The organism is Escherichia sp. TW14182 (assembly GCF_000208525.1).
GTDB classification, from domain to species: Bacteria; Pseudomonadota; Gammaproteobacteria; order Enterobacterales; family Enterobacteriaceae; genus Escherichia; species Escherichia ruysiae.
On sequence record NZ_AEJZ01000150.1, the window covers coordinates 12,704 to 33,312 of the forward strand.

Annotated in this window: 20 protein-coding genes; 8 read left to right on the top strand and 12 right to left on the bottom strand. The window is 51.1% G+C overall.

All coding sequences use genetic code 11. The annotated features are described in order from the left end of the window. Nucleotides 1-84: 84 nt before the first annotated feature. The 5 genes from ispC to rpsB form a co-directional block, all read right to left on the bottom strand. Nucleotides 85-1,281: a 1-deoxy-D-xylulose-5-phosphate reductoisomerase gene (gene ispC / locus EQY_RS0113275; RefSeq protein WP_000811945.1), complete on the bottom strand. Its 1,197-nt coding sequence runs from the start codon at nt 1,279-1,281 to the stop codon at nt 85-87. A gap of 92 nt (nt 1,282-1,373) precedes the next feature. Next, nucleotides 1,374-1,931 carry a ribosome recycling factor gene (frr, locus tag EQY_RS0113280; protein WP_000622418.1) on the bottom strand — a complete coding sequence of 186 codons (558 nt, stop codon included), beginning with the start codon at nt 1,929-1,931 and terminating at the stop codon, nt 1,374-1,376. 291 nt (nt 1,932-2,222) lie between these two features. After that, nucleotides 2,223-2,948, bottom strand: coding sequence for a UMP kinase (gene pyrH / locus EQY_RS0113285; RefSeq protein WP_000224573.1), 726 nt, complete (start codon nt 2,946-2,948; stop codon nt 2,223-2,225). A gap of 146 nt (nt 2,949-3,094) precedes the next feature. Further along, a complete protein-coding gene (gene tsf / locus EQY_RS0113290; protein WP_000818112.1) occupies nt 3,095-3,946 on the bottom strand; it encodes a translation elongation factor Ts in 852 nt (283 codons plus the stop codon). 258 nt (nt 3,947-4,204) lie between these two features. After that, nucleotides 4,205-4,930 (bottom strand): 30S ribosomal protein S2, encoded by a 726-nt coding sequence (rpsB, locus tag EQY_RS0113295; RefSeq protein ID WP_000246882.1) that lies wholly within the window; start codon nt 4,928-4,930, stop codon nt 4,205-4,207. Between the two features lie 367 nt (nt 4,931-5,297). On the opposite strand from rpsB, the gene map reads away from it, so the two are divergent. The 4 genes from map to EQY_RS0113315 all read left to right on the top strand — a co-directional run bounded on the left by map (nt 5,298) and on the right by EQY_RS0113315 (nt 10,521). Next, entirely contained in the window at nt 5,298-6,092 is a 795-nt protein-coding gene (map, locus tag EQY_RS0113300) for a type I methionyl aminopeptidase (RefSeq protein ID WP_001018198.1), read from the top strand. Nucleotides 6,093-6,296: 204 nt separating this feature from the next. Then, nucleotides 6,297-8,969, top strand: a complete 2,673-nt coding sequence (gene glnD, locus EQY_RS0113305) for a bifunctional uridylyltransferase/uridylyl-removing protein GlnD (RefSeq protein ID WP_001094592.1) — start codon at nt 6,297-6,299, stop codon at nt 8,967-8,969. A gap of 30 nt (nt 8,970-8,999) precedes the next feature. After that, complete coding sequence (dapD, locus tag EQY_RS0113310) at nt 9,000-9,824, top strand: 2,3,4,5-tetrahydropyridine-2,6-dicarboxylate N-succinyltransferase (RefSeq protein ID WP_001186663.1); 825 nt, start codon at nt 9,000-9,002, stop codon at nt 9,822-9,824. A 310-nt stretch (nt 9,825-10,134) separates the two neighbouring features. After that, nucleotides 10,135-10,521 (top strand): DUF3461 family protein, encoded by a 387-nt coding sequence (locus EQY_RS0113315; protein WP_000272188.1) that lies wholly within the window; start codon nt 10,135-10,137, stop codon nt 10,519-10,521. Between the two features lie 63 nt (nt 10,522-10,584). On the opposite strand, the gene cdaR is transcribed toward EQY_RS0113315, so the two are convergent. The 3 genes from cdaR to dgt form a co-directional block, all read right to left on the bottom strand. Then, the gene (gene cdaR, locus EQY_RS0113320) at nt 10,585-11,742 is read right to left on the bottom strand and encodes a DNA-binding transcriptional regulator CdaR (RefSeq protein ID WP_000929427.1); all 1,158 of its coding nucleotides are present in this window, start codon (nt 11,740-11,742) and stop codon (nt 10,585-10,587) included. Nucleotides 11,743-11,895: 153 nt separating this feature from the next. After that, nucleotides 11,896-13,320, bottom strand: a complete 1,425-nt coding sequence (degP, locus tag EQY_RS0113325) for a serine endoprotease DegP (protein WP_000753934.1) — start codon at nt 13,318-13,320, stop codon at nt 11,896-11,898. A gap of 129 nt (nt 13,321-13,449) precedes the next feature. After that, the gene (gene dgt, locus EQY_RS0113330; protein ID WP_000057115.1) at nt 13,450-14,967 is read right to left on the bottom strand and encodes a dGTPase; all 1,518 of its coding nucleotides are present in this window, start codon (nt 14,965-14,967) and stop codon (nt 13,450-13,452) included. Between the two features lie 83 nt (nt 14,968-15,050). Here dgt and mtnN point away from each other — a divergent pair, with 83 nt between their 5' ends. From mtnN to EQY_RS0113345, 3 genes are read left to right on the top strand one after another with little or no spacing between them, the layout of a single operon-like run. Next, nucleotides 15,051-15,749 carry a 5'-methylthioadenosine/S-adenosylhomocysteine nucleosidase gene (mtnN, locus tag EQY_RS0113335; RefSeq protein ID WP_000689855.1) on the top strand — a complete coding sequence of 233 codons (699 nt, stop codon included), beginning with the start codon at nt 15,051-15,053 and terminating at the stop codon, nt 15,747-15,749. Beyond that, entirely contained in the window at nt 15,742-16,542 is an 801-nt protein-coding gene (btuF, locus tag EQY_RS0113340; protein WP_010345996.1) for a vitamin B12 ABC transporter substrate-binding protein BtuF, read from the top strand. Before mtnN ends, btuF begins: the two co-directional genes overlap by 8 nt. Before the next feature lie 36 nt (nt 16,543-16,578). Further along, on the top strand, nt 16,579-17,202 hold the full coding sequence (locus EQY_RS0113345) for a TRIC cation channel family protein (protein ID WP_000964226.1): 624 nt from the start codon (nt 16,579-16,581) through the stop codon (nt 17,200-17,202). A 46-nt stretch (nt 17,203-17,248) separates the two neighbouring features. Here the strand turns inward: EQY_RS0113345 and erpA are convergent, their stop codons facing one another. Genes erpA through EQY_RS26800 form a run of 4 tightly spaced genes read right to left on the bottom strand, consistent with a single transcriptional unit; the run spans nt 17,249 to nt 19,155 of the window. Continuing rightward, a complete protein-coding gene (gene erpA / locus EQY_RS0113350) occupies nt 17,249-17,593 on the bottom strand; it encodes an iron-sulfur cluster insertion protein ErpA (protein ID WP_001295564.1) in 345 nt (114 codons plus the stop codon). Beyond that, on the bottom strand, nt 17,586-17,651 hold the full coding sequence (gene yadW / locus EQY_RS26220; RefSeq protein ID WP_122998795.1) for a small protein YadW: 66 nt from the start codon (nt 17,649-17,651) through the stop codon (nt 17,586-17,588). Before yadW ends, erpA begins: the two co-directional genes overlap by 8 nt. A gap of 23 nt (nt 17,652-17,674) precedes the next feature. Continuing rightward, entirely contained in the window at nt 17,675-19,096 is a 1,422-nt protein-coding gene (clcA, locus tag EQY_RS0113355) for a H(+)/Cl(-) exchange transporter ClcA (protein ID WP_000846361.1), read from the bottom strand. Beyond that, nucleotides 19,093-19,155, bottom strand: a complete 63-nt coding sequence (locus EQY_RS26800; protein ID WP_212741837.1) for a hypothetical protein — start codon at nt 19,153-19,155, stop codon at nt 19,093-19,095. Before EQY_RS26800 ends, clcA begins: the two co-directional genes overlap by 4 nt. A 165-nt stretch (nt 19,156-19,320) precedes the next feature. Here EQY_RS26800 and hemL point away from each other — a divergent pair, with 165 nt between their 5' ends. Next, nucleotides 19,321-20,601: a glutamate-1-semialdehyde 2,1-aminomutase gene (gene hemL / locus EQY_RS0113360; protein ID WP_000045244.1), complete on the top strand. Its 1,281-nt coding sequence runs from the start codon at nt 19,321-19,323 to the stop codon at nt 20,599-20,601. The last annotated feature ends 8 nt before the right edge of the window (nt 20,602-20,609 follow it).

Sequence of the window (20,609 nt, forward strand, 5' to 3'; positions counted from 1 at the left end):
AACTACTTACGATCAGATGGCGCAGACTATATCACTGAAGCCCTACGCTAACAAATAGCACGACTCTCTGTAGCCGGATTATCCTCAGCTTGCGAGACGCATCACCTCTTTTCTGGCGACGTCACGCGCACAGGCATCGACAGACAACACATCGTCCACGCATTGTGGTTCGCGCATATCCATTTTTTCCAGAACGGATAAATTCAATGCGGCGATATCCGTAAAGCGGATTTGTTGCGCAAGAAACGCAGCAACGGTGATTTCGTTTGCGGCATTCAATGCAGTCGTCGCAGCCTGGCCTTGTTCGAAAGCATCCATCGCCAGTTTCAGGCATGGATAGCGATCATAATCCGGTGCGGCAAATGTCAAAGCACTCAGTTTGCAAAAGTCGAGCGCCTTCACACCAGAGTTCACGCGATTCGGCCATGCCATGGTGTGGGCAATTGGCGTACGCATATCAGGTTCTCCCAGTTGCGCCAGAACGCTGCCGTCCTGATAACGCACCATTGAGTGAATCACTGACTGCGGGTGAATCAGCACTTCCATCTGGCTGGCACTGGCGTTAAACAACCAACGCGCTTCAATGTATTCCAGACCTTTGTTCATCATGGTAGCCGAATCGACAGAAATTTTACGTCCCATCGACCAGTTCGGATGACGGCAGGCTTGATCGGGCGTCATTGTTGCCAAATCGTGCAATGGCGTCTCACGGAAAGGGCCACCAGACCCGGTAAGTAAAATGGACACCACGCCATTTTGCTCAAGGTCAGCGTATCCCAGATTGTGCTGGATAGGTTGCGGTAAACTCTGAAAAATGGCGTTATGTTCGCTATCGACCGGTAATAACTGCGCTTTACTCTGCTTTACGGCGTCCATAAACAGACGTCCACAGGTGACCAGTGATTCTTTGTTGGCCAGCAGTATGGTTTTACCCGCGCGGATAGCAGCAAGCGTAGGTAACAGGCCTGCAGCACCGACAATCGCCGCCATCACCTGATCAACATCTTCAAGCGCCGCCATATCGCAGGCAGCCTGCTGACCGCTTAAGACTTCAGTGCAACTACCCTGTTGTTGTAGCGTCGTTTTAAGAAGTTTCGCACTCGCTTCATCGTCCATTACGGCATAGCGGGGAGAGAATTCCAGGCACTGTTCTACCATGCGAGTGACATTTTTGCCTGCCACCAGCGCAACTACGCGGAAGTGTTCGGGATTATGGCGCACCACGTCCAGCGTGCTGCAACCAATCGAGCCGGTCGAGCCCAGAATGGTGAGTTGCTTCATGAAACATCCAGAGTTGAGACAGAATAAAAAGCAAAACGCCGCCAGCCGATCCGCAAGGATCTACTGAGCGGCGTTTTTTGTCGTTCAAGAAATCAGAACTGCATCAGTTCTGCTTCTTTGTCTGCCAGCGCCGCTTCAATTTTCTTGATTGCAGCATCAGTCAGTTTCTGTACATCGTCCTGAGAACGGCGATCGTCGTCTTCGCTGATCTCTTTATCTTTCAACAGTGCTTTCACTTTGTCGTTCGCATCACGACGCACGTTACGTACTGCAACACGCGCCTGTTCAGCTTCACCACGAACGATTTTAGTCAGATCTTTACGACGTTCTTCCGTCAGCGGCGGCAGCGGAACGCGGATGTCGCTACCTGCAGAGTTCGGGTTCAGGCCGAGATCGGACGCCATAATCGCTTTTTCAACGGCCGGAGACATTGAACGATCAAACACGTTGATTTTCAGAGTGCGGGAATCTTCTACCGTTACGCTTGCCAGCTGACGCAGCGGCGTCGGCGTGCCGTAATATTCCACGACAATGCCATCCAGCAGGCTGGGAGAAGCACGACCCGTGCGTATTTTGCTGATTTGGGTTTTGAACGCTTCGACGCATTTGTCCATGCGTACTTCAGCATCTTTTCTGATATCGCTAATCACGTTACGAATCCTTGAAAACTTGTCTCAGTCAGACCAGACAGTCACACACAGTGGAAGTGTGCTAAGTATAGCCCTGATTAAACATATTACGGGTAATCGTCTGGATTATTAGGCTATTTTATTTGCCATTTTGACCCCGGGCAGTGCTCGCTATCCTCACGTACTTATGTACGCTCCGGTTGCTGCGCGCTGGCCGTGACCAAACTGCCTGCAACAATAACGCCTTATAACCAGACTTACGCCCCCGCGATACTTATGCGGAATCTTACCCTTATTTATCCATCACGGGAATTATTCCGTGATTAAAGTCCCTTCTTTTTCACCCATTACCACACGGCGCAGCGCACCCGGTTTGTTCATGTTGAAAACACGAATCGGTAATTTGTGGTCACGAGCCAGCGTAAAGGCCGCCAGATCCATTACTTTCAACTCTTTTTCCAGCACTTCACTGTAGGTCAACTGCTCGTACATAGTTGCAGTTGGATCTTTCGCCGGGTCAGCGGTAAACACACCGTCAACTTTGGTTGCTTTCAGCACCACATCGGCTTCAATTTCGATACCACGCAGACAAGCTGCGGAGTCAGTGGTAAAGAATGGATTACCAGTACCGGCGGAGAGGATCACCACACGGTTGTTGCGCAACAGACTGATAGCTTCTGCCCAGCTGTAGCTGTCGCATACGCCATTCAATGGAATAGCGGACATCAGACGAGCGTTCACATAGGCGCGGTGCAGTGCATCACGCATTGCCAGACCGTTCATTACGGTAGCCAGCATCCCCATGTGGTCGCCCACAACGCGGTTCATACCCGCTTTCGCCAGACCAGCGCCACGGAACAGGTTACCCCCACCAATCACCACACCAACCTGAATACCCAGTTCAACCAGTTCTTTGATTTCCTGAGCCATGCGATCCAGTATGCTTGCATCAATACCGAAGCCTTCAGTGCCCTGCAGAGCTTCGCCACTCAACTTAAGCAGAATGCGTTTATAGACGGGTTTTGCATTGGTAGCCATGTTTCTTTCCTGAGACTGTCAACGATTGAAATGAATTAATACTAGCGACATTGTACGTCGCTTTTCAGCGCAGCCCCATAAGGGTTAGCTGAATTTACAAGATGGGCGCAAAAAGAAGCCGCCCTCAGGCGGCTCCTTTTCGATAATTAAGACTGCTTGGACATCGCAGCAACTTCTGCTGCAAAGTCAGTCTCAACTTTCTCGATACCTTCACCCACTTCGAAGCGGATGAAGCCAGTCACTTCAGCGTTATGCTCTTTCAGCAGCTGACCAACAGTTTTTGCCGGTTCCATAACGAACGGCTGACCGGTCAGAGAAACTTCGCCGGTGAATTTCTTCATGCGGCCTTCAACCATTTTCTCTGCGATTTCTTTCGGCTTACCAGACTGCATCGCGATATCCAGCTGTACCTGGTATTCTTTCTCTACCACTTCAGCAGATACGTCTTCCGGCTTGATGAATTCCGGCTTGCTTGCAGCAACGTGCATAGCGATGTGTTTAACCAGCTCTTCGTCAGCGCCTTTAGCAGCAACCAGAACGCCGATACGCGCACCGTGCTGATAAGACCCCAGAACGTCGCCTTCCAGCGCAGCAACGCGGCGAATGTTGATGTTTTCACCAATTTTCGCTACCAGCGCAACGCGTTCTTCTTCGAACTGTGCTTTCAGAACTTCAACGTCAGTGATTTTGCCAGCAACAGCTGCGTCCAGAACTTTGTCTGCGAACGCCTGGAAACCAGCGTCTTTTGCTACGAAGTCAGTCTGGCAGTTAACTTCCAGAATGATGCCGTAGTTGCCGTCGATTTTGGTTTTGATCACGCCATCAGCAGCAACGTTGCCTGCTTTTTTCGCTGCTTTGATAGCACCGGACTTACGCATGTTTTCGATTGCCAGCTCGATGTCGCCGTTAGCTTCAGTCAGTGCTTTTTTGCAATCCATCATGCCTGCGCCAGTACGCTCACGCAGCTCTTTTACCAGGGATGCGGTAATTTCAGCCATTCTAAAATCCTCGGAGATGTGATCTGCCCGGAATTAAACCGCACAGATATAAAAGTGAAAAAGGGGGCCATATGCAGGCCCCCTAACCAAACGTGTACTACCTGGTCTATAAGGGCTCTCCCCCCTTCATATTTCGCGCCGCAGATGCGTTGTCTTCGCTCGCTCATCCCGGTCACTTACTGATGTAAGCTCCCAAGAATTATCGAGCTTGCCGCCTTTCTGCAACTCGAACTATTTTGGGGGAGTTATCAAGCCTTATTACTCAGCTTCTACGAAGCTTTCTTCCGCCTGGGAAGCCAGATCCTGAGAACGGCCTTCACGTACGGTTGCAGCTACAGCGCCCAGGTACAGGGTCACAGCACGGATTGCGTCGTCGTTACCCGGGATAACGAAGTCAACACCGTCCGGATCAGAGTTGGTATCAACGATAGCAAATACCGGAATACCCAGGTTGTTTGCTTCTTTGATAGCAATGTGTTCGTGGTCAGCATCGATTACAAACAGAGCGTCCGGCAGACCGCCCATGTCTTTGATACCGCCCAGGCTGTTTTCCAGTTTCTCCAGCTCACGAGTGCGCATCAGCGCTTCTTTCTTGGTCAGCTTGTCGAAAGTACCGTCCTGAGACTGAGTTTCCAGGTCTTTCAGACGTTTGATGGACTGACGAACGGTTTTCCAGTTAGTCAGCATACCGCCCAGCCAGCGATGGTTCACGAAGAACTGGTCGCAGCTCAGAGCAGCGTCTTTCACCGCTTCGCTTGCAGCGCGTTTAGTACCAACGAAAAGGATTTTACCTTTGCGAGAAGCAATCTTGTTCAGTTCAGCCAGAGCTTCGTTGAACATCGGTACAGTTTTCTCAAGGTTGATGATGTGAACTTTGTTACGCGCACCGAAGATGAACGGCTTCATTTTCGGGTTCCAGTAACGGGTCTGGTGACCGAAGTGAACACCAGCCTTGAGCATGTCGCGCATGGAAACAGTTGCCATGATTAAAACCTCTATATAAAAGTTGGGGTTATGCCTCCACGTATCCCATATTACCGACCCCAAAGGGCACCCCGGAATATGTGCCGATACGTGTGTGTTGTTACACAAAGTGAGATTGTCGCTCCCGTCCAGTCTGTGTATACGAAATGGATCGGAAGTCCGGCGCGCTTTATACCACAAATACGCCGTGGACTCCAATAATTGTTGGCGCTGTGTACAGCATCAGACGCTGAATTTTCTATTATAGAAAACCCTCGGTGGCACGTTTCGCGAAGTTCAGAATGATTCTCAATTTGACAGGGTGTGATACCATTGACAGCACTTACATATATATTGTCGGTATCACCGACGCTGATGGACAGAATTAATGGCTATCTCAATCAAGACCCCTGAAGATATCGAAAAAATGCGCGTCGCTGGCCGCCTGGCTGCCGAAGTGCTGGAGATGATCGAACCCTATGTTAAACCGGGCGTCAGCACCGGCGAGCTGGATCGCATCTGTAATGATTATATTGTTAATGAACAACACGCGGTTTCGGCCTGCCTCGGCTATCACGGTTATCCGAAATCCGTTTGCATCTCTATTAATGAAGTGGTGTGCCACGGTATCCCGGACGACGCCAAACTGCTGAAAGACGGTGACATCGTTAACATTGACGTCACCGTAATCAAAGATGGTTTCCACGGCGACACCTCGAAAATGTTTATCGTCGGTAAACCGACCATCATGGGCGAACGCCTGTGCCGCGTGACGCAGGAAAGTCTGTACCTGGCGCTACGCATGGTAAAACCAGGTATTAATCTGCGCGAAATCGGCGCGGCAATTCAGAAATTTGTCGAAGCAGAAGGCTTCTCTGTCGTTCGTGAATATTGCGGACACGGTATTGGTCGCGGCTTCCACGAAGAGCCGCAAGTGCTGCACTATGACTCACCTGAAACCAACGTCGTGCTGAAACCGGGGATGACCTTCACCATCGAGCCAATGGTCAACGCGGGTAAAAAAGAGATCCGCACCATGAAAGATGGCTGGACGGTAAAAACCAAAGATCGCAGCTTGTCTGCACAATACGAGCATACTATTGTGGTGACTGATAACGGCTGCGAAATTCTGACGCTACGCAAGGATGACACCATCCCGGCGATAATCTCGCACGACGAATAAGAGGCAGACAAACGCAAAAATGCCTGATGCGCTACGCTTATCAGGCCTACTTTCTCCTGCAATATATTGAATTTGCAAGGAGTTGTAGGCCGGATAAGGCCTTCACGCCGCATCCGGCATGAACACGTGCACTTTGTCAACAATCTGAAGCCGGCGAATGCCGGCTTTTTTAATGCGATAATTTAATCTTATGGGTGGCGCACAATGAATACCCTTCCAGAACAGTACGCAAATACCGCTCTCCCCACCCTGCCCGGTCAACCGCAAAATCCATGCGTCTGGCCCCGTGACGAATTAACCGTCTCTGGGATAAAAGCCCATATTGATACCTTTCAGCGTTGGCTGGGCGATGCCTTTGATAGCGGGATCTCCGCAGAACAGTTGATTGAAGCCCGCACCGAGTTTATCGACCAACTCCTGCAACGCTTGTGGATTGAAGCCGGTTTCAGTCAGATTGCCGACCTGGCGCTGGTCGCTGTCGGTGGCTATGGTCGTGGCGAGCTGCATCCACTTTCGGACGTCGATTTACTGATCTTAAGCCGCAAGAAACTGCCGGACGACCAGGCACAAAAAGTAGGCGAGTTGTTAACGCTGCTCTGGGATGTGAAGCTGGAAGTCGGTCATAGCGTGCGGACACTTGAAGAATGCATCCTGGAAGGGTTATCGGATTTAACCGTAGCCACCAATTTAATTGAATCACGCTTGTTGATTGGCGATGTTGCGCTATTTCTCGAACTGCAAAAACACATTTTCAGCGAAGGATTCTGGCCTTCCGACAAGTTCTACGCGGCGAAAGTTGAAGAACAGAACCAGCGCCACCAGCGTTACCACGGCACCAGCTACAACCTTGAGCCAGACATCAAAAGCAGCCCCGGGGGCTTGCGTGATATTCACACTTTACAGTGGGTGGCCCGCCGTCATTTTGGCGCAACATCGTTGGATGAAATGGTCGGGTTTGGCTTCTTAACCTCAGCGGAGCGAGCGGAATTAAACGAATGTCTGCATATATTGTGGCGTATTCGCTTTGCCCTGCATCTGGTCGTCAGCCGTTACGATAACCGCCTGTTGTTTGATCGCCAGCTTAGCGTCGCCCAGCGTCTGAATTACAGTGGTGAAGGTAACGAACCGGTCGAGCGGATGATGAAGGATTACTTCCGCGTCACGCGCCGCGTCAGCGAACTCAACCAGATGCTGCTACAACTGTTTGATGAAGCCATCCTCGCCCTGCCCGCCGATGAAAAGCCGCGTCCGATTGACGATGAGTTTCAGCTACGCGGTACGCTTATCGACCTGCGTGATGAAACACTATTTATGCGCCAGCCGGAAGCCATCTTGCGTATGTTCTACACTATGGTACGCAACAGTGCGATCACCGGCATTTACTCCACCACGCTGCGCCAGTTACGTCACGCCCGCCGTCATCTGCAACAACCACTGTGCAACATTCCGGAAGCGCGAAAGCTATTTTTGAGCATTCTGCGTCACCCCGGCGCAATGCGTCGCGGGTTACTGCCAATGCATCGCCATAGCGTGCTGGGCGCCTATATGCCCCAATGGTCGCATATCGTCGGGCAGATGCAGTTTGACCTGTTCCACGCTTACACAGTGGATGAACATACCATTCGCGTGATGTTGAAACTGGAGAGTTTTGCCAGTGAAGAAACGCGCCAGCGCCATCCGTTGTGTGTGGACGTCTGGCCGCGCCTGCCATCACCAGAGCTGATTTTTATCGCCGCACTGTTTCACGATATCGCCAAAGGGCGCGGCGGTGACCACTCCATACTCGGCGCACAAGACGTGGTGCATTTTGCCGAACTGCACGGCCTGAACTCGCGCGAAACGCAACTGGTCGCCTGGCTGGTTCGCCAGCACTTGCTGATGTCGGTCACCGCCCAGCGCCGCGATATTCAGGATCCGGAAGTCATCAAACAATTCGCCGAAGAAGTACAAACGGAAAATCGACTGCGTTTTCTGGTCTGTCTGACGGTAGCCGATATTTGCGCCACTAACGAAACGCTGTGGAATAGCTGGAAGCAGAGTCTGTTGCGCGAACTCTATTTTGCCACCGAAAAACAGCTACGACGCGGAATGCAAAACACGCCAGATATGCGCGAACGAGTTCGCCATCACCAGCTTCAGGCACTGGCGCTGCTGCGTATGGACAATATCGACGAAGAGGCGCTACACCAGATCTGGTCACGCTGTCGCGCTAACTATTTTGTCCGCCATAGCCCAAATCAACTGGCCTGGCACGCTCGCCATTTATTACAACATGATTTAAGCAAGCCGCTGGTATTACTTAGCCCACAGGCTACGCGCGGCGGTACGGAGATATTTATCTGGAGTCCTGATCGGCCGTATCTGTTTGCTGCCGTGTGTGCCGAATTAGACCGCCGCAATTTAAGCGTTCATGACGCGCAAATTTTCACGACCCGCGACGGTATGGCGATGGATACCTTCATTGTGCTGGAGCCGGATGGCAGCCCGCTATCCGCAGATCGCCATGAGGTTATTCGCTTTGGCCTGGAGCAAGTACTGACACAAAGTAGCTGGCAGCCACCGCAGCCGCGTCGTCAACCCGCCAAATTACGTCACTTTACTGTTGAAACCGAAGTGACGTTTTTGCCGACCCATACCGACCGAAAATCATTCCTCGAACTGATCGCCCTCGACCAACCAGGACTGCTGGCACGGGTGGGGAAAATTTTTGCCGATCTGGGAATTTCGCTTCATGGCGCCCGAATTACAACCATTGGTGAGCGAGTAGAAGATTTATTCATAATCGCCACCGCCGACCGACGTGCGCTTAATAATGAGTTGCAGCAGGAAGTGCATCAGCGGTTGACAGAGGCCCTCAATCCAAACGATAAAGGGTGATGTGTTTACTGATATGAAAAGAGTTTAACAATGCAGCAGTTACAGAACATTATTGAAACCGCTTTTGAACGCCGTGCCGAAATCACGCCAGCCAATGCAGACACTGTTACCCGCGAAGCGGTAAATCAGGTGATCTCGCTGCTGGACTCCGGCGCGCTGCGTGTTGCGGAAAAAATTGACGGTCAGTGGGTGACGCATCAGTGGTTGAAAAAAGCGGTGCTGCTCTCTTTCCGTATTAATGATAATCAGGTGATCGAAGGGGCAGAAAGCCGCTACTTCGATAAAGTGCCGATGAAATTCGCCAACTACGACGAAGCACGTTTCCAGAAAGAAGGCTTCCGTGTTGTACCACCAGCGGCGGTACGTCAGGGTGCGTTTATTGCCCGTAACACCGTGCTGATGCCGTCTTACGTCAACATCGGCGCATATGTTGATGAAGGCACCATGGTTGATACCTGGGCGACCGTCGGTTCCTGTGCGCAGATTGGTAAAAACGTGCACCTGTCTGGCGGTGTAGGCATTGGCGGCGTGCTGGAGCCGCTGCAGGCTAACCCGACCATCATTGAAGACAACTGCTTCATCGGCGCGCGCTCTGAAGTGGTTGAAGGGGTGATTGTCGAAGAAGGTTCCGTTATTTCCATGGGCGTATACATCGGTCAGAGCACCCGTATTTACGACCGTGAAACCGGCGAAATCCACTACGGTCGCGTTCCGGCAGGCTCTGTGGTTGTTTCTGGCAACCTGCCGTCGAAAGATGGCAAATACAGCCTTTATTGTGCCGTTATCGTTAAGAAAGTTGACGCGAAAACTCGCGGTAAAGTCGGTATCAACGAACTGCTGCGTACCATCGACTAAAAGTATGCAAACGGGCAGCACGATGCTGCCCGTGTGCTTTCTGACTCAGATTAATTCGCCCTACTCATTCTTGTCCCTTCTTTTAAATACTTTTTCATCTTTTTTGGACTGTCATGTAATTCGCAAAACGAAGATAAATGTGCTAATCCATCCTCTGGAATATCGCCAGAATAAAGCAGGTAATTTTTTAAATTTTACGCCATGATAGAAGTCTGGAAGAAAAAGGCTTTCTGCGATCACAGTCGAGCCGGGCGGGCCAGGCCAAATGCTAAGATAAGCACAATTTACTGACTCATTTTGAGGTAACGCTATGTACGACAATCTGAAAAGTCTGGGTATTACCAATCCTGAAGAAATTGATCGTTACAGCCTCCGGCAGGAAGCCAACAACGATATTCTGAAAATCTATTTTCAGAAAGACAAAGGTGAGTTTTTCGCCAAGAGCGTGAAGTTTAAATATCCGCGTCAGCGCAAAACGGTGGTCGCCGATGGTGTGGGTCAGGGTTATAAAGAAGTGCAGGAAATCAGCCCAAATCTTCGTTATATCATTGATGAGCTTGATCAAATCTGCCAGCGTGACCGTAGCGAAGTTGATCTTAAGCGTAAGATCCTCGATGACTTGCGTCACCTGGAGTCAGTGGTAACCAATAAGATCAGTGAGATTGAAGCGGATCTGGAAAAGCTGACACGCAAATAATAGTAACTGATGTCATTCTGCGAGCCGGGTAAAGTATCACCCGGCTTTAATTTTGTTATGAACCTACCGCTCTTCATCCAGTTGCAGCGCCACATACAGCAGCAACCTGTCATCAAAATTGCCCAAATCCAGGCCGGTCAGTTCTGATATACGATTAAGTCGATACTCCAGCGTATTTCGATGGATAAACAGCGCCTTTGACGTTGCCAGCGGTTGCACATTGTGGCGAAACCACGCCGCCAGTGTTCGCCGCAGCAATCCGTTATTGTCCATCGCTTTCAATCGCGCCAGCGGTCGCGCCAGTTCGTTGGCTTGCCAGTCGCCGCGCAAACTATCCAGTAAAACTGGTAGCATCAGATCCTGATAAAAATAGCAGCGATTTTCGGGCATTCGCTGTTTACCGACTACCATCGTTGTTTTCGCCGTGCGGTAAGAGCGGGCAATACTGCCAGGTCCAGTAAAATAATTACCCAGCGAAACGCGAAACCGCAGCTGACCGTACTCTTTCATACGAGTAATGAGCTGCTCAACTCGCTTACAATGATCTTCTGCATCCCAGCGCCCAAACGGATTCAACGCCGGTTTCAACACCACCATTTCGGTCAGCGAGACAATCGCCACCAGATTATTACGCTCCGGCGTAATCAGCGCGTTTTGCAATTGCTGTAACTCTGCCATTGCGCTGTCCACGCCAAGCTGACCGCTGTCGACCTCGACAATAGCCACCACTCGCGGTTGATTGAGATCTATCCCTAACCGTTGCGCCCATTCAGTGAGTGCGGGTGTATTCTCCTCGGCCTGAATCAGGTTCATCACCAGTTCTTCCCGCAAACGGCTATCCTGCGCCAACAGGTGCATCAACCGCGACTGTTCCAGCATCATTTCAGCCGTCATGCAGACCAGTTCGCCATATTTGCGCAGATTCTCTGGTTCACCAGTCAGGCCAATTACGCCGACAATCTCACCTTCCAGCCGTAACGGTAGATTAATCCCTTGCCGCACACCGTGCAGATGACGTGCTACCGCGTCATCGATATCGACAACTCGCCCCTGCGAGAGTACCAGCAATGCACCTTCGTGCAATTCACCAATACGTTCACGATCGCCGCTGCCGATAATGCGCCCGCGAGCATCCATTACATTGATATTGGTATCGATAATGCGCATGGTGCGCGCCACGATATCCTGCGCCATTTTGGTATCAAGATGCCAGCCAGCCATAAGCCCTCCATTGTGCACGGCTTAGCATAAGGAAGTACGGAACGCACGGCATTGTGCAAATGCCCAAAGGAACGAAGATATATATGGAGTTGTGGGGAAGTTCACAGATTGCATGAAGACCCCCTTCCCTGAACGGGAAGGGGTTGAGGAAGATTACTGCATTAACAGGTAGATGGTGCTGTCGCCGCGCTGAATGTTCAGTGCCAGCACGGATGGTTTGCTGTCGAGAACTTTACGCAGTTCAGCGATGTTTTTCACTGCCTGCTGGTTCGCGCCAATAATCACATCACCTTTTTTCAGGCCAATCTGTGCAGCCGGAGTGCCCGTTTTCACGTTGTTCACGACGACGCCCTGATCTTTGCCTTTGTTGCTCATCTCAGCGCCTTCAATACCGTTGAAGATGGAGCTGGAGTCAACCTGATTCTGGCTGCTCTGCTGCAGTTCCAGGTTCACGTTAACCTGCTTACCGTCGCGCAGTAAGCCCAGAGTCAGTTTGCTGCCCACCGGCATGGTGCCTACCTGGGCACGCAGCGCGGCAAAGCTGCTGATTGGCTTACCGTTCAGTGAGGTGATCACATCACCCGCTTTAATACCTGCTTTCGCGGCAGAAGAATTCGGCAGAACCTGACTTACAAATGCACCGCGCTGGGCGTCAACTTTCATCGCTTTCGCCAGTTCGGAGTTCAGTTCGGTTCCCATAATACCCAGCTCGCCGCGTTTCACCTGGCCGTATTCCACCATCTGCGAAGTCAGGTTTTTCACCATGTTGCTCGGGATAGCAAAACCGATGCCGATGTTGCCGCCGTCCGGTGCGAGGATTGCGGTGTTGATACCAATCAGTTCGCCGTTCAGGTTAACCAGCGCACCACCGGAGTTACCACGGTTGATTGCCGCATCGGTCTGGATGAAGTTTTCGTAGTTTTCGGCATTCAGGCCGCTACGTCCCAACGCAGAGACGATACCGGAAGTTACCGTCTCGCCCAGACCAAACGGGTTACCGATAGCGACGGTGTAATCACCCACGCGCAGCGCGTCGGAATCCGCCATCTTAATTGCAGTCAGGTTTTTCGGGTTCTGGATCTGGATCAGCGCGATATCAGAGCGCGGATCTTTGCCAACCATCTTCGCGTCGAACTTACGGCCATCGCTAAGTTGGACTTTAATTACCGTCGCGTTATCAACAACGTGGTTGTTGGTGACGACATAGCCTTTATCGGCATCAATAATAACGCCGGAACCCAGCGCCATGAATTTTTGTTGCTGGCCGCCGCCATTGCCGCCCTGGCCCCCCTGGCAGAACGGAGAGCTCTGGAACGGAGAACCGTCCTGGCAGAACGGAGAATCATCGCCGAAGAACTGCTGGAAATTACGCGGCATACGCGGCGTATTGACGGTTGTGCTACCTTCTACGTTAATACTGACCACCGAAGGCATCACCTTTTCGAGCATCGGTGCAAGGCTTGGCATCTGCTGTGCTGTCGTTGCTGAAGATGTCTCAGCCGCCGTCGCAGAGAGCGGAGATAACGCCAAACCTAAACTCAGAGCCAATGCACTCAGTGCTAATGTGGTTTTTTTCATGTATTTCAGTCTCGATTAACAGATAACGCAAAATTGCTGTGTTCTTCAGATTCGTTTTATAGCGCGAAGTTCCGAACTAAAGTTTCTGCAAAAAGTAAAAATTTATTGTCCGTCTTTACAAAAGCCTGGTTATTGTTCTACCGCCATCAGCCGCCGATATTCATCCCACGCATAAAGGTCCGTCATGCCGCTGATATAATCCTGTAACAGCCGACAACGATAATAATATTCCCATAACGGGAACTCAGGAGAATCTGACGGTAATTTACTGACAGCCTCGACATAGGCCAGCCGATGGCGCGTTGAGAGCTTGTGGAATAAGCGTGATTCAATGGGGAAACGTTTTACTCGCTCTTTTTCTACCAGTTCAGTAAAGTCTGATAATGACATGCTTAATAAAGGACGATAAATCTCTAATAACCCGCTAATCACCCGATACCCCTGCAACTCAAGCTGCTCGACATCTGGATGGCTAAACACATGTTTTACGGCGACATTTTTATATAATGTTAAAAGTTCACTACATTCACTGGCATCTTCTAACAGGGCATGATTAAACGTTCCGGCAAAAATCGTCGGCAAATTATCAATAAATCGTTGTGCCGCATAGGGCACCAGCTTATTGAGGGTGTTCACCCGTAAATACATAAAAAACTGATCTTCCGTACTGCGGCTTAAACTATTTGAGCGCGATTTTTCCCAGGCATTTTCTACCACTTGTGCAAACAGAGAACCTTTCTCATGCTGACCCCACGCATCATGCAAATGATGATAAAGCTGCTCAACGGTAAATATTCTTTTCTCTACCGCATCTTCAAGATCAGCCACACAATAAGAGATATCGTCAGCTGCTTCCATAATCCACGTTAATGGAAAACGACTGTAAAGCGCCAAATTAAGTTCTTTACGCAAACGGGCAATATAGGCTTCTTCAGAAAGATAATAGCCCGGTTTTTTCATTAAATAGTGGTGAGTCTCAGGCGTTTCACCACGCCACCACGCCGGACGAGTATATTTTAAAATACCGCCAACCTGCGCCCAGGTGAGATTCATCCGCATCAATGTATGCACCAGACGAATACCTTGTGCATTGCCTTCAAAATGACATAAGTCCTGACGAATTTTGCGCCGCAGCTCGTTAAGTTGTTCCTCCCCTTCCCGCAATCGCAACGCTGTCACGCTACAGCGATCGTCGGTCAACGGCTGACTTTCGGCATCCGCTGGGTACAAACGCTGGCGAAACCAGTCATTTATAGCCGCTTCACCAAAATGACCAAACGGTGGATTACCGATATCGTGCATCAGGCATGACATCTCGACAATGCTTTCAAACGGCCCGGTCAGTTCATCCAGGCCGTACTCCTCCAGCAATTTAAGTTCTTTCAGACGACTTAAAATCTCTTTGGCGATATAGCGTCCCACCTGCTGAACTTCCATTGAATGGGTAAGACGCGTGCGTACGGCGGCATTGCGCTCAAGTGGAAAAACCTGGGTCTTTTGTTGCAGACGACGAATCGCCGGAGAGTTAATAATACGCCCGCGATCGCTTTCAAAGATCCGCAAGATCTCATGTTCGGTTTTAACGCCCTGCGGTGAACGATAACGACGATGCCAGTTTATTTTGTTTCGGAAATCAATCTGTGCCATGTCCTCTCCCGCGTGAGAAATACGCTTCCTCTTAAGCGCATGATAAACTATGCCCTCAAATCAGGCTTATCGCGAGTAAATCTATGAAAATCGGCATCATTGGTGCAATGGAAGAAGAAGTTACGCTACTGCGTGACAAAATCGAAAACCGTCAAACTCTCCGTCTGGGTGGCTGTGAAATCTACACAGGTCAACTGAACGGAACCGAGGTTGCGCTTCTGAAATCGGGCATCGGTAAAGTCGCTGCGGCGCTGGGTGCAACTCTGCTGCTGGAACACTGCAAACCAGATGTGATTATTAACACCGGTTCTGCAGGGGGCCTGGCGCCAACGCTGAAAGTGGGCGATATCGTTGTCTCTGACGAAGCACGTTATCACGACGCGGATGTCACGGCATTTGGTTATGAATATGGTCAGTTACCTGGCTGTCCGGCAGGCTTCAAAGCTGATGATAAACTGATCGCTGCCGCCGAGTCCTGCATTGCCGAACTGAATCTTAACGCTGTACGAGGCCTGATTGTCAGCGGCGACGCGTTCATCAACGGCTCTGTTGGTCTGGCGAAAATCCGCCACAATTTCCCGCAGGCCATTGCGGTAGAGATGGAAGCGACAGCTATCGCTCATGTCTGCCACAATTTTAATGTACCGTTTGTGGTGGTACGCGCCATCTCCGACGTGGCCGATCAACAGTCTCATCTCAGCTTCGACGAATTTCTGGCCGTTGCAGCCAAACAGTCCAGCCTGATGGTTGAGTCACTGGTGCAGAAACTGGCGCATGGCTAAGTCACTGTTCAGGGCGCTGGTCGCCCTGTCTTTTCTCGCACCGCTGTGGCTCAACGCCGCGCCGCGCGTTATCACACTTTCTCCCGCCAACACTGAACTTGCCTTTGCCGCCGGGATCACGCCGGTAGGGGTCAGCAGTTATTCCGACTATCCGCCAGAAGCGCAGAATATTGAGCAGGTTTCCACCTGGCAAGGGATGAATCTGGAACGCATCGTGGCGCTGAAACCCGATTTGGTGGTTGCCTGGCGCGGAGGGAACGCCGAGCGGCAGGTTGACCAACTTGCTTCGCTGGGAATAAAAGTCATGTGGGTCGATGCGACAAGCATTGAACAAATTGCCGATGCGTTACGTCAACTGGCTCCCTGGAGTCCGCAACCTGACAAGGCCGGAAAAGCCGCGCAAACCTTACTGGAACAGTATGCGCAACTGAAAGCGCAATATGCTGATAAACCGAAAAAACGTGTTTTCTTACAATTCGGCATTAATCCGCCATTCACCAGCGGAAAAGAGTCGATTCAGAACCAGATACTGGAAGTTTGCGGCGGAGAAAACATCTTTAAAGACAGTCGAGTTCCCTGGCCGCAGGTTAGCCGTGAACAAGTATTAGCACGCGCACCGCAGGCCATTGTCATCACTGGCGGAGCGGATAAAATTCCTAAAATAAAGCAATACTGGGGCGAACAACTCAAAATTCCCGTTATTCCTCTCACAAGTGACTGGTTTGAACGCGCAAGCCCACGTATTATCCTCGCTGCACAACAACTCTGTAATGCGCTTTCACAAGTGGATTAGCGCCTGACCTTTCAGGTGCTCAGTGGGGATTGAAAAATGCTCGTCTATTGGCTGGATATAGTCGGTACAGCGGTATTTGCCATCTCCGGCGTTTTGCTGGCCGGAAAATTGCGTATGGACCCTTTTGGCGTCCTGGTTCTGGGCGTGGTTACCGCAGTAGGTGGCGGGACAATTCGCGACATGGCGCTGGATCACGGTCCGGTATTTTGGGTGAAAGATCCCACCGATCTGGTCGTCGCGATGGTGACCAGTATGCTGACTATCGTTCTGGTACGCCAGCCAAGGCGCTTACCCAAATGGATGCTGCCGGTGCTGGATGCTGTTGGTCTGGCAGTGTTTGTTGGCATTGGTGTCAACAAAGCCTTTAATGCGGAAGCGGGTCCGTTAATCGCGGTTTGTATGGGTGTGATCACCGGCGTTGGCGGCGGGATCATCCGCGATGTACTGGCGCGCGAAGTTCCGATGATATTACGCACAGAAATCTACGCGACGGCCTGTATTATCGGCGGTATTGTCCACGCTACAGCTCATTACACCTTCTCCGTACCGCTGGAAACAGCCAGTATGATGGGAATGGTTGTAACGCTATTGATACGGCTGGCGGCTATTCGGTGGCATCTGAAATTGCCGACGTTTGCGCTGGATGAGAATGGGCGTTGAAGAGAGAAGGTGTGCCGGATAGTTTATCCGGCACATTAACAGCAGATTAGATGCTGAAGGAAGAACCGCAACCGCAGGTGCTTTTCGCATTCGGGTTGGTTACGATGAAGCGTGAACCTTCCAGACCTTCGGTATAATCAACGGAACCGCCGACCAGATATTGCAGGCTCATCGGATCAACCACCAGGCCAACGCCCTGTTTTTCGATGGTCATATCGCCTTCGTTCACCTGATCATCAAAGGTGAAACCATACTGGAAGCCGCTGCAACCGCCACCGGTGATATACACGCGTAATTTCAGATTCGGGTTATCTTCGTCAGCGATCAGGCTTTTAACTTTGTTGGCTGCTGCGTCGGTAAACTCCAGCGGCAGTGCTACGTCATCACTCATATTTTGCTCCAAACGACATCGGCAATTGGGCAAATTCTAACCCAATAATAACTGCCATTATCTAATACCCTGGTATTTCGTTCAAGTATTCTCGCTGGCAGCCACGGCCTTGCTTCTCGCCAGCTGCTCCGCTTCCTGTTTTGCCAGCGTGCGGGCAAGAATCGCCGAGTATAACGGTTTTCCACCAGTAAATTGTGCTAATAGTGTTGCGCCAAGACCGGTAATAATCATTGGCAAAATGAGCTGATAGTTATCTGTCATCTCAAGCACCAGGATGATCCCGGTCAACGGCGCACGAACAGAGGCCGCCAGTAACGCCCCCATTCCAGCTATAGCAAATGTCCCTGCTTCAAGGTGGTATTGCGGAAATATCTCCGTGGCAGCCATGCCAAATGCCGTTCCCAAAACCGTACCGAGCGCCAGCATCGGAGCGAAAATACCGCCCGGCGCGCCAGAAGAGAAGCAGAGCAGCGTAGTGATCACTCGCGCGACAAAAATAAATATCAGCATTCCCATGCTGAAATTCCCCGCCGTAGCGATAGGAATCAGGTTAAAACCGCCGCCCGAAGTTTCTGGTGCAACGAAACCCAACAACCCGCACAGACCGCCAATCGCACCGCCCATCAACACCCATTTAGTGATATTGCCACCGTGCACACGGTGCAGCAAATCCTGCATCCCCAGAACCCATTTATTAAAAACAGGGCCGAAGATACCAAAAATAATGCCGAGGATCAGATAAAGCCACAGGGTATTGAGCGGCGCGTCAGAAAGTTTACCGACGTCAATCAGCGCAACTTCATGATTAAAAATCCGATACATAATGGTCGACATAATGACGCCAATAAATACCGCTTTAATCGAAATTAACGTATAGCGAAACTGCGGACGCATCTCTTCGATAATAAATAGAATACCCGCGAGCGGCGCGTTAAAGGCTGCCGCCAGCCCCGCCGCTGCACCGGTTGCCAGCAACGTGTGGCGAGCTTCATCGCCTTTCATGCGGAAAATATCAAGCACCATACGGCCAATGTTACCGCCGATCTGCACGGTTGGTCCTTCACGCCCCAGAACCATACCACCACCGAGTGTCCCCAACCCGCCAAAGAATTTCACCGGCAAAACACGCCACCAGCGAACGGGACGTTGATCTTCCAGCGCCCCTTCAATTTCCGGAATCCCTGAACCACCTGCTTCTGGCGCGTATTTACGCACCAGAAAGTAGCCGAACATTGCCAGCACCGCCGAACAAAGAAAAGCGACGGTTAACAGAAGTGGGTAATTATCAGCAGTATGTACCAGCGCACCCATACGTTGGTTTTGCAACCAGGCGACGCCTTTGTCAAAAGCAACTGCAGCCAGCCCGACAAGGGTGCCGACGACCGCCGCCATAAACAAAATGGCTAATGGTGTTTTGTCGCGCTCAAGAAGTTGGCGAATCAGTTGTCTGCGTCGCAGACGCGCGGCCTGCGGTATTTCATAAGAAGGAGTTTCAGTTTTCATCCAATGATCACATATTGGTCATACAAATAAGATGACGGCATTTTACTCGCTCGTTCCATGAAAATCCTTTGCAAAGCGTAATGTTTCAAATACCCAAAACTTTTATACTCTTAGAAATCCAGGTTGCAGCAGTATAAGCAACCTGATGTTTGACGAGTATTTAACTTGTTATGAATAACATAGAATAGCAGCCATTCACTTTTTCTACGAATCAGGAACCCTCCATGAGTAAGTCTGAAAACCTATACAGCGCAGCGCGCGAGCTGATCCCTGGCGGTGTGAACTCTCCTGTTCGCGCCTTTACCGGCGTGGGCGGTACTCCACTGTTTATCGAAAAAGCGGACGGCGCTTATCTGTACGACGTTGATGGCAAAGCCTATATCGATTATGTCGGTTCCTGGGGGCCGATGGTGCTGGGTCATAATCATCCGGCGATCCGCAATGCAGTGATTGAAGCCGCTGAACGTGGTCTGAGCTTTGGTGCGCCGACCGAAATGGAAGTAAAAATGGCGGAGCTGGTGACCGAACTCGTGCCGACGATGGATATGGTGCGCATGGTGAACTCTGGCACCGAAGCAACGATGAGCGCCATCCGCCTGGCGCGTGGTTTTACCGGTCGCGACAAAATCATTAAATTCGAAGGTTGTTACCACGGCCACGCTGACTGCCTGCTGGTGAAAGCCGGTTCTGGCGCGCTCACGTTAGGTCAGCCAAACTCTCCGGGCGTTCCGGCAGATTTCGCCAAACATACCTTAACCTGTACCTATAACGATCTGGCGTCTGTACGCGCCGCGTTTGAACAGTATCCGCAAGAGATTGCCTGCATTATCGTCGAGCCAGTGGCAGGCAACATGAACTGTGTTCCTCCGCTGCCAGAGTTCCTGCCGGGTCTGCGCGCACTGTGTGACGAGTTTGGCGCGTTGCTGATCATCGATGAAGTTATGACCGGTTTCCGCGTGGCGCTGGCAGGCGCACAGGATTATTACGGCGTGGTGCCGGATCTTACCTGCCTGGGCAAAATCATCGGCGGTGGGATGCCAGTAGGCGCATTCGGCGGTCGTCGTGATGTAATGGATGCACTGGCTCCGACCGGCCCGGTCTATCAGGCTGGTACGCTTTCCGGTAACCCAATTGCGATGGCAGCAGGTTTCGCCTGTCTGAATGAAGTCGCGCAGCCGGGCATTCACGAAACGCTGAATGAGTTAACCACGCGTCTGGCAGAAGGTCTGCTGGAAGCGGCAGAAGAAGCGGGAATTCCGCTGGTCGTTAACCATGTTGGCGGCATGTTCGGTATTTTCTTTACCGACGCCGAGTCCGTGACGTGCTACCAGGACGTGATGGCCTGTGACGTGGAACGCTTTAAGCGTTTCTTCCATATGATGCTGGATGAAGGTGTATATCTGGCACCGTCAGCGTTTGAAGCGGGTTTTATGTCTGTGGCGCACAGCATGGAAGATATCAATAACACCATCGATGCTGCGCGTCGGGTGTTTGCGAAGTTGTGATGATTTTG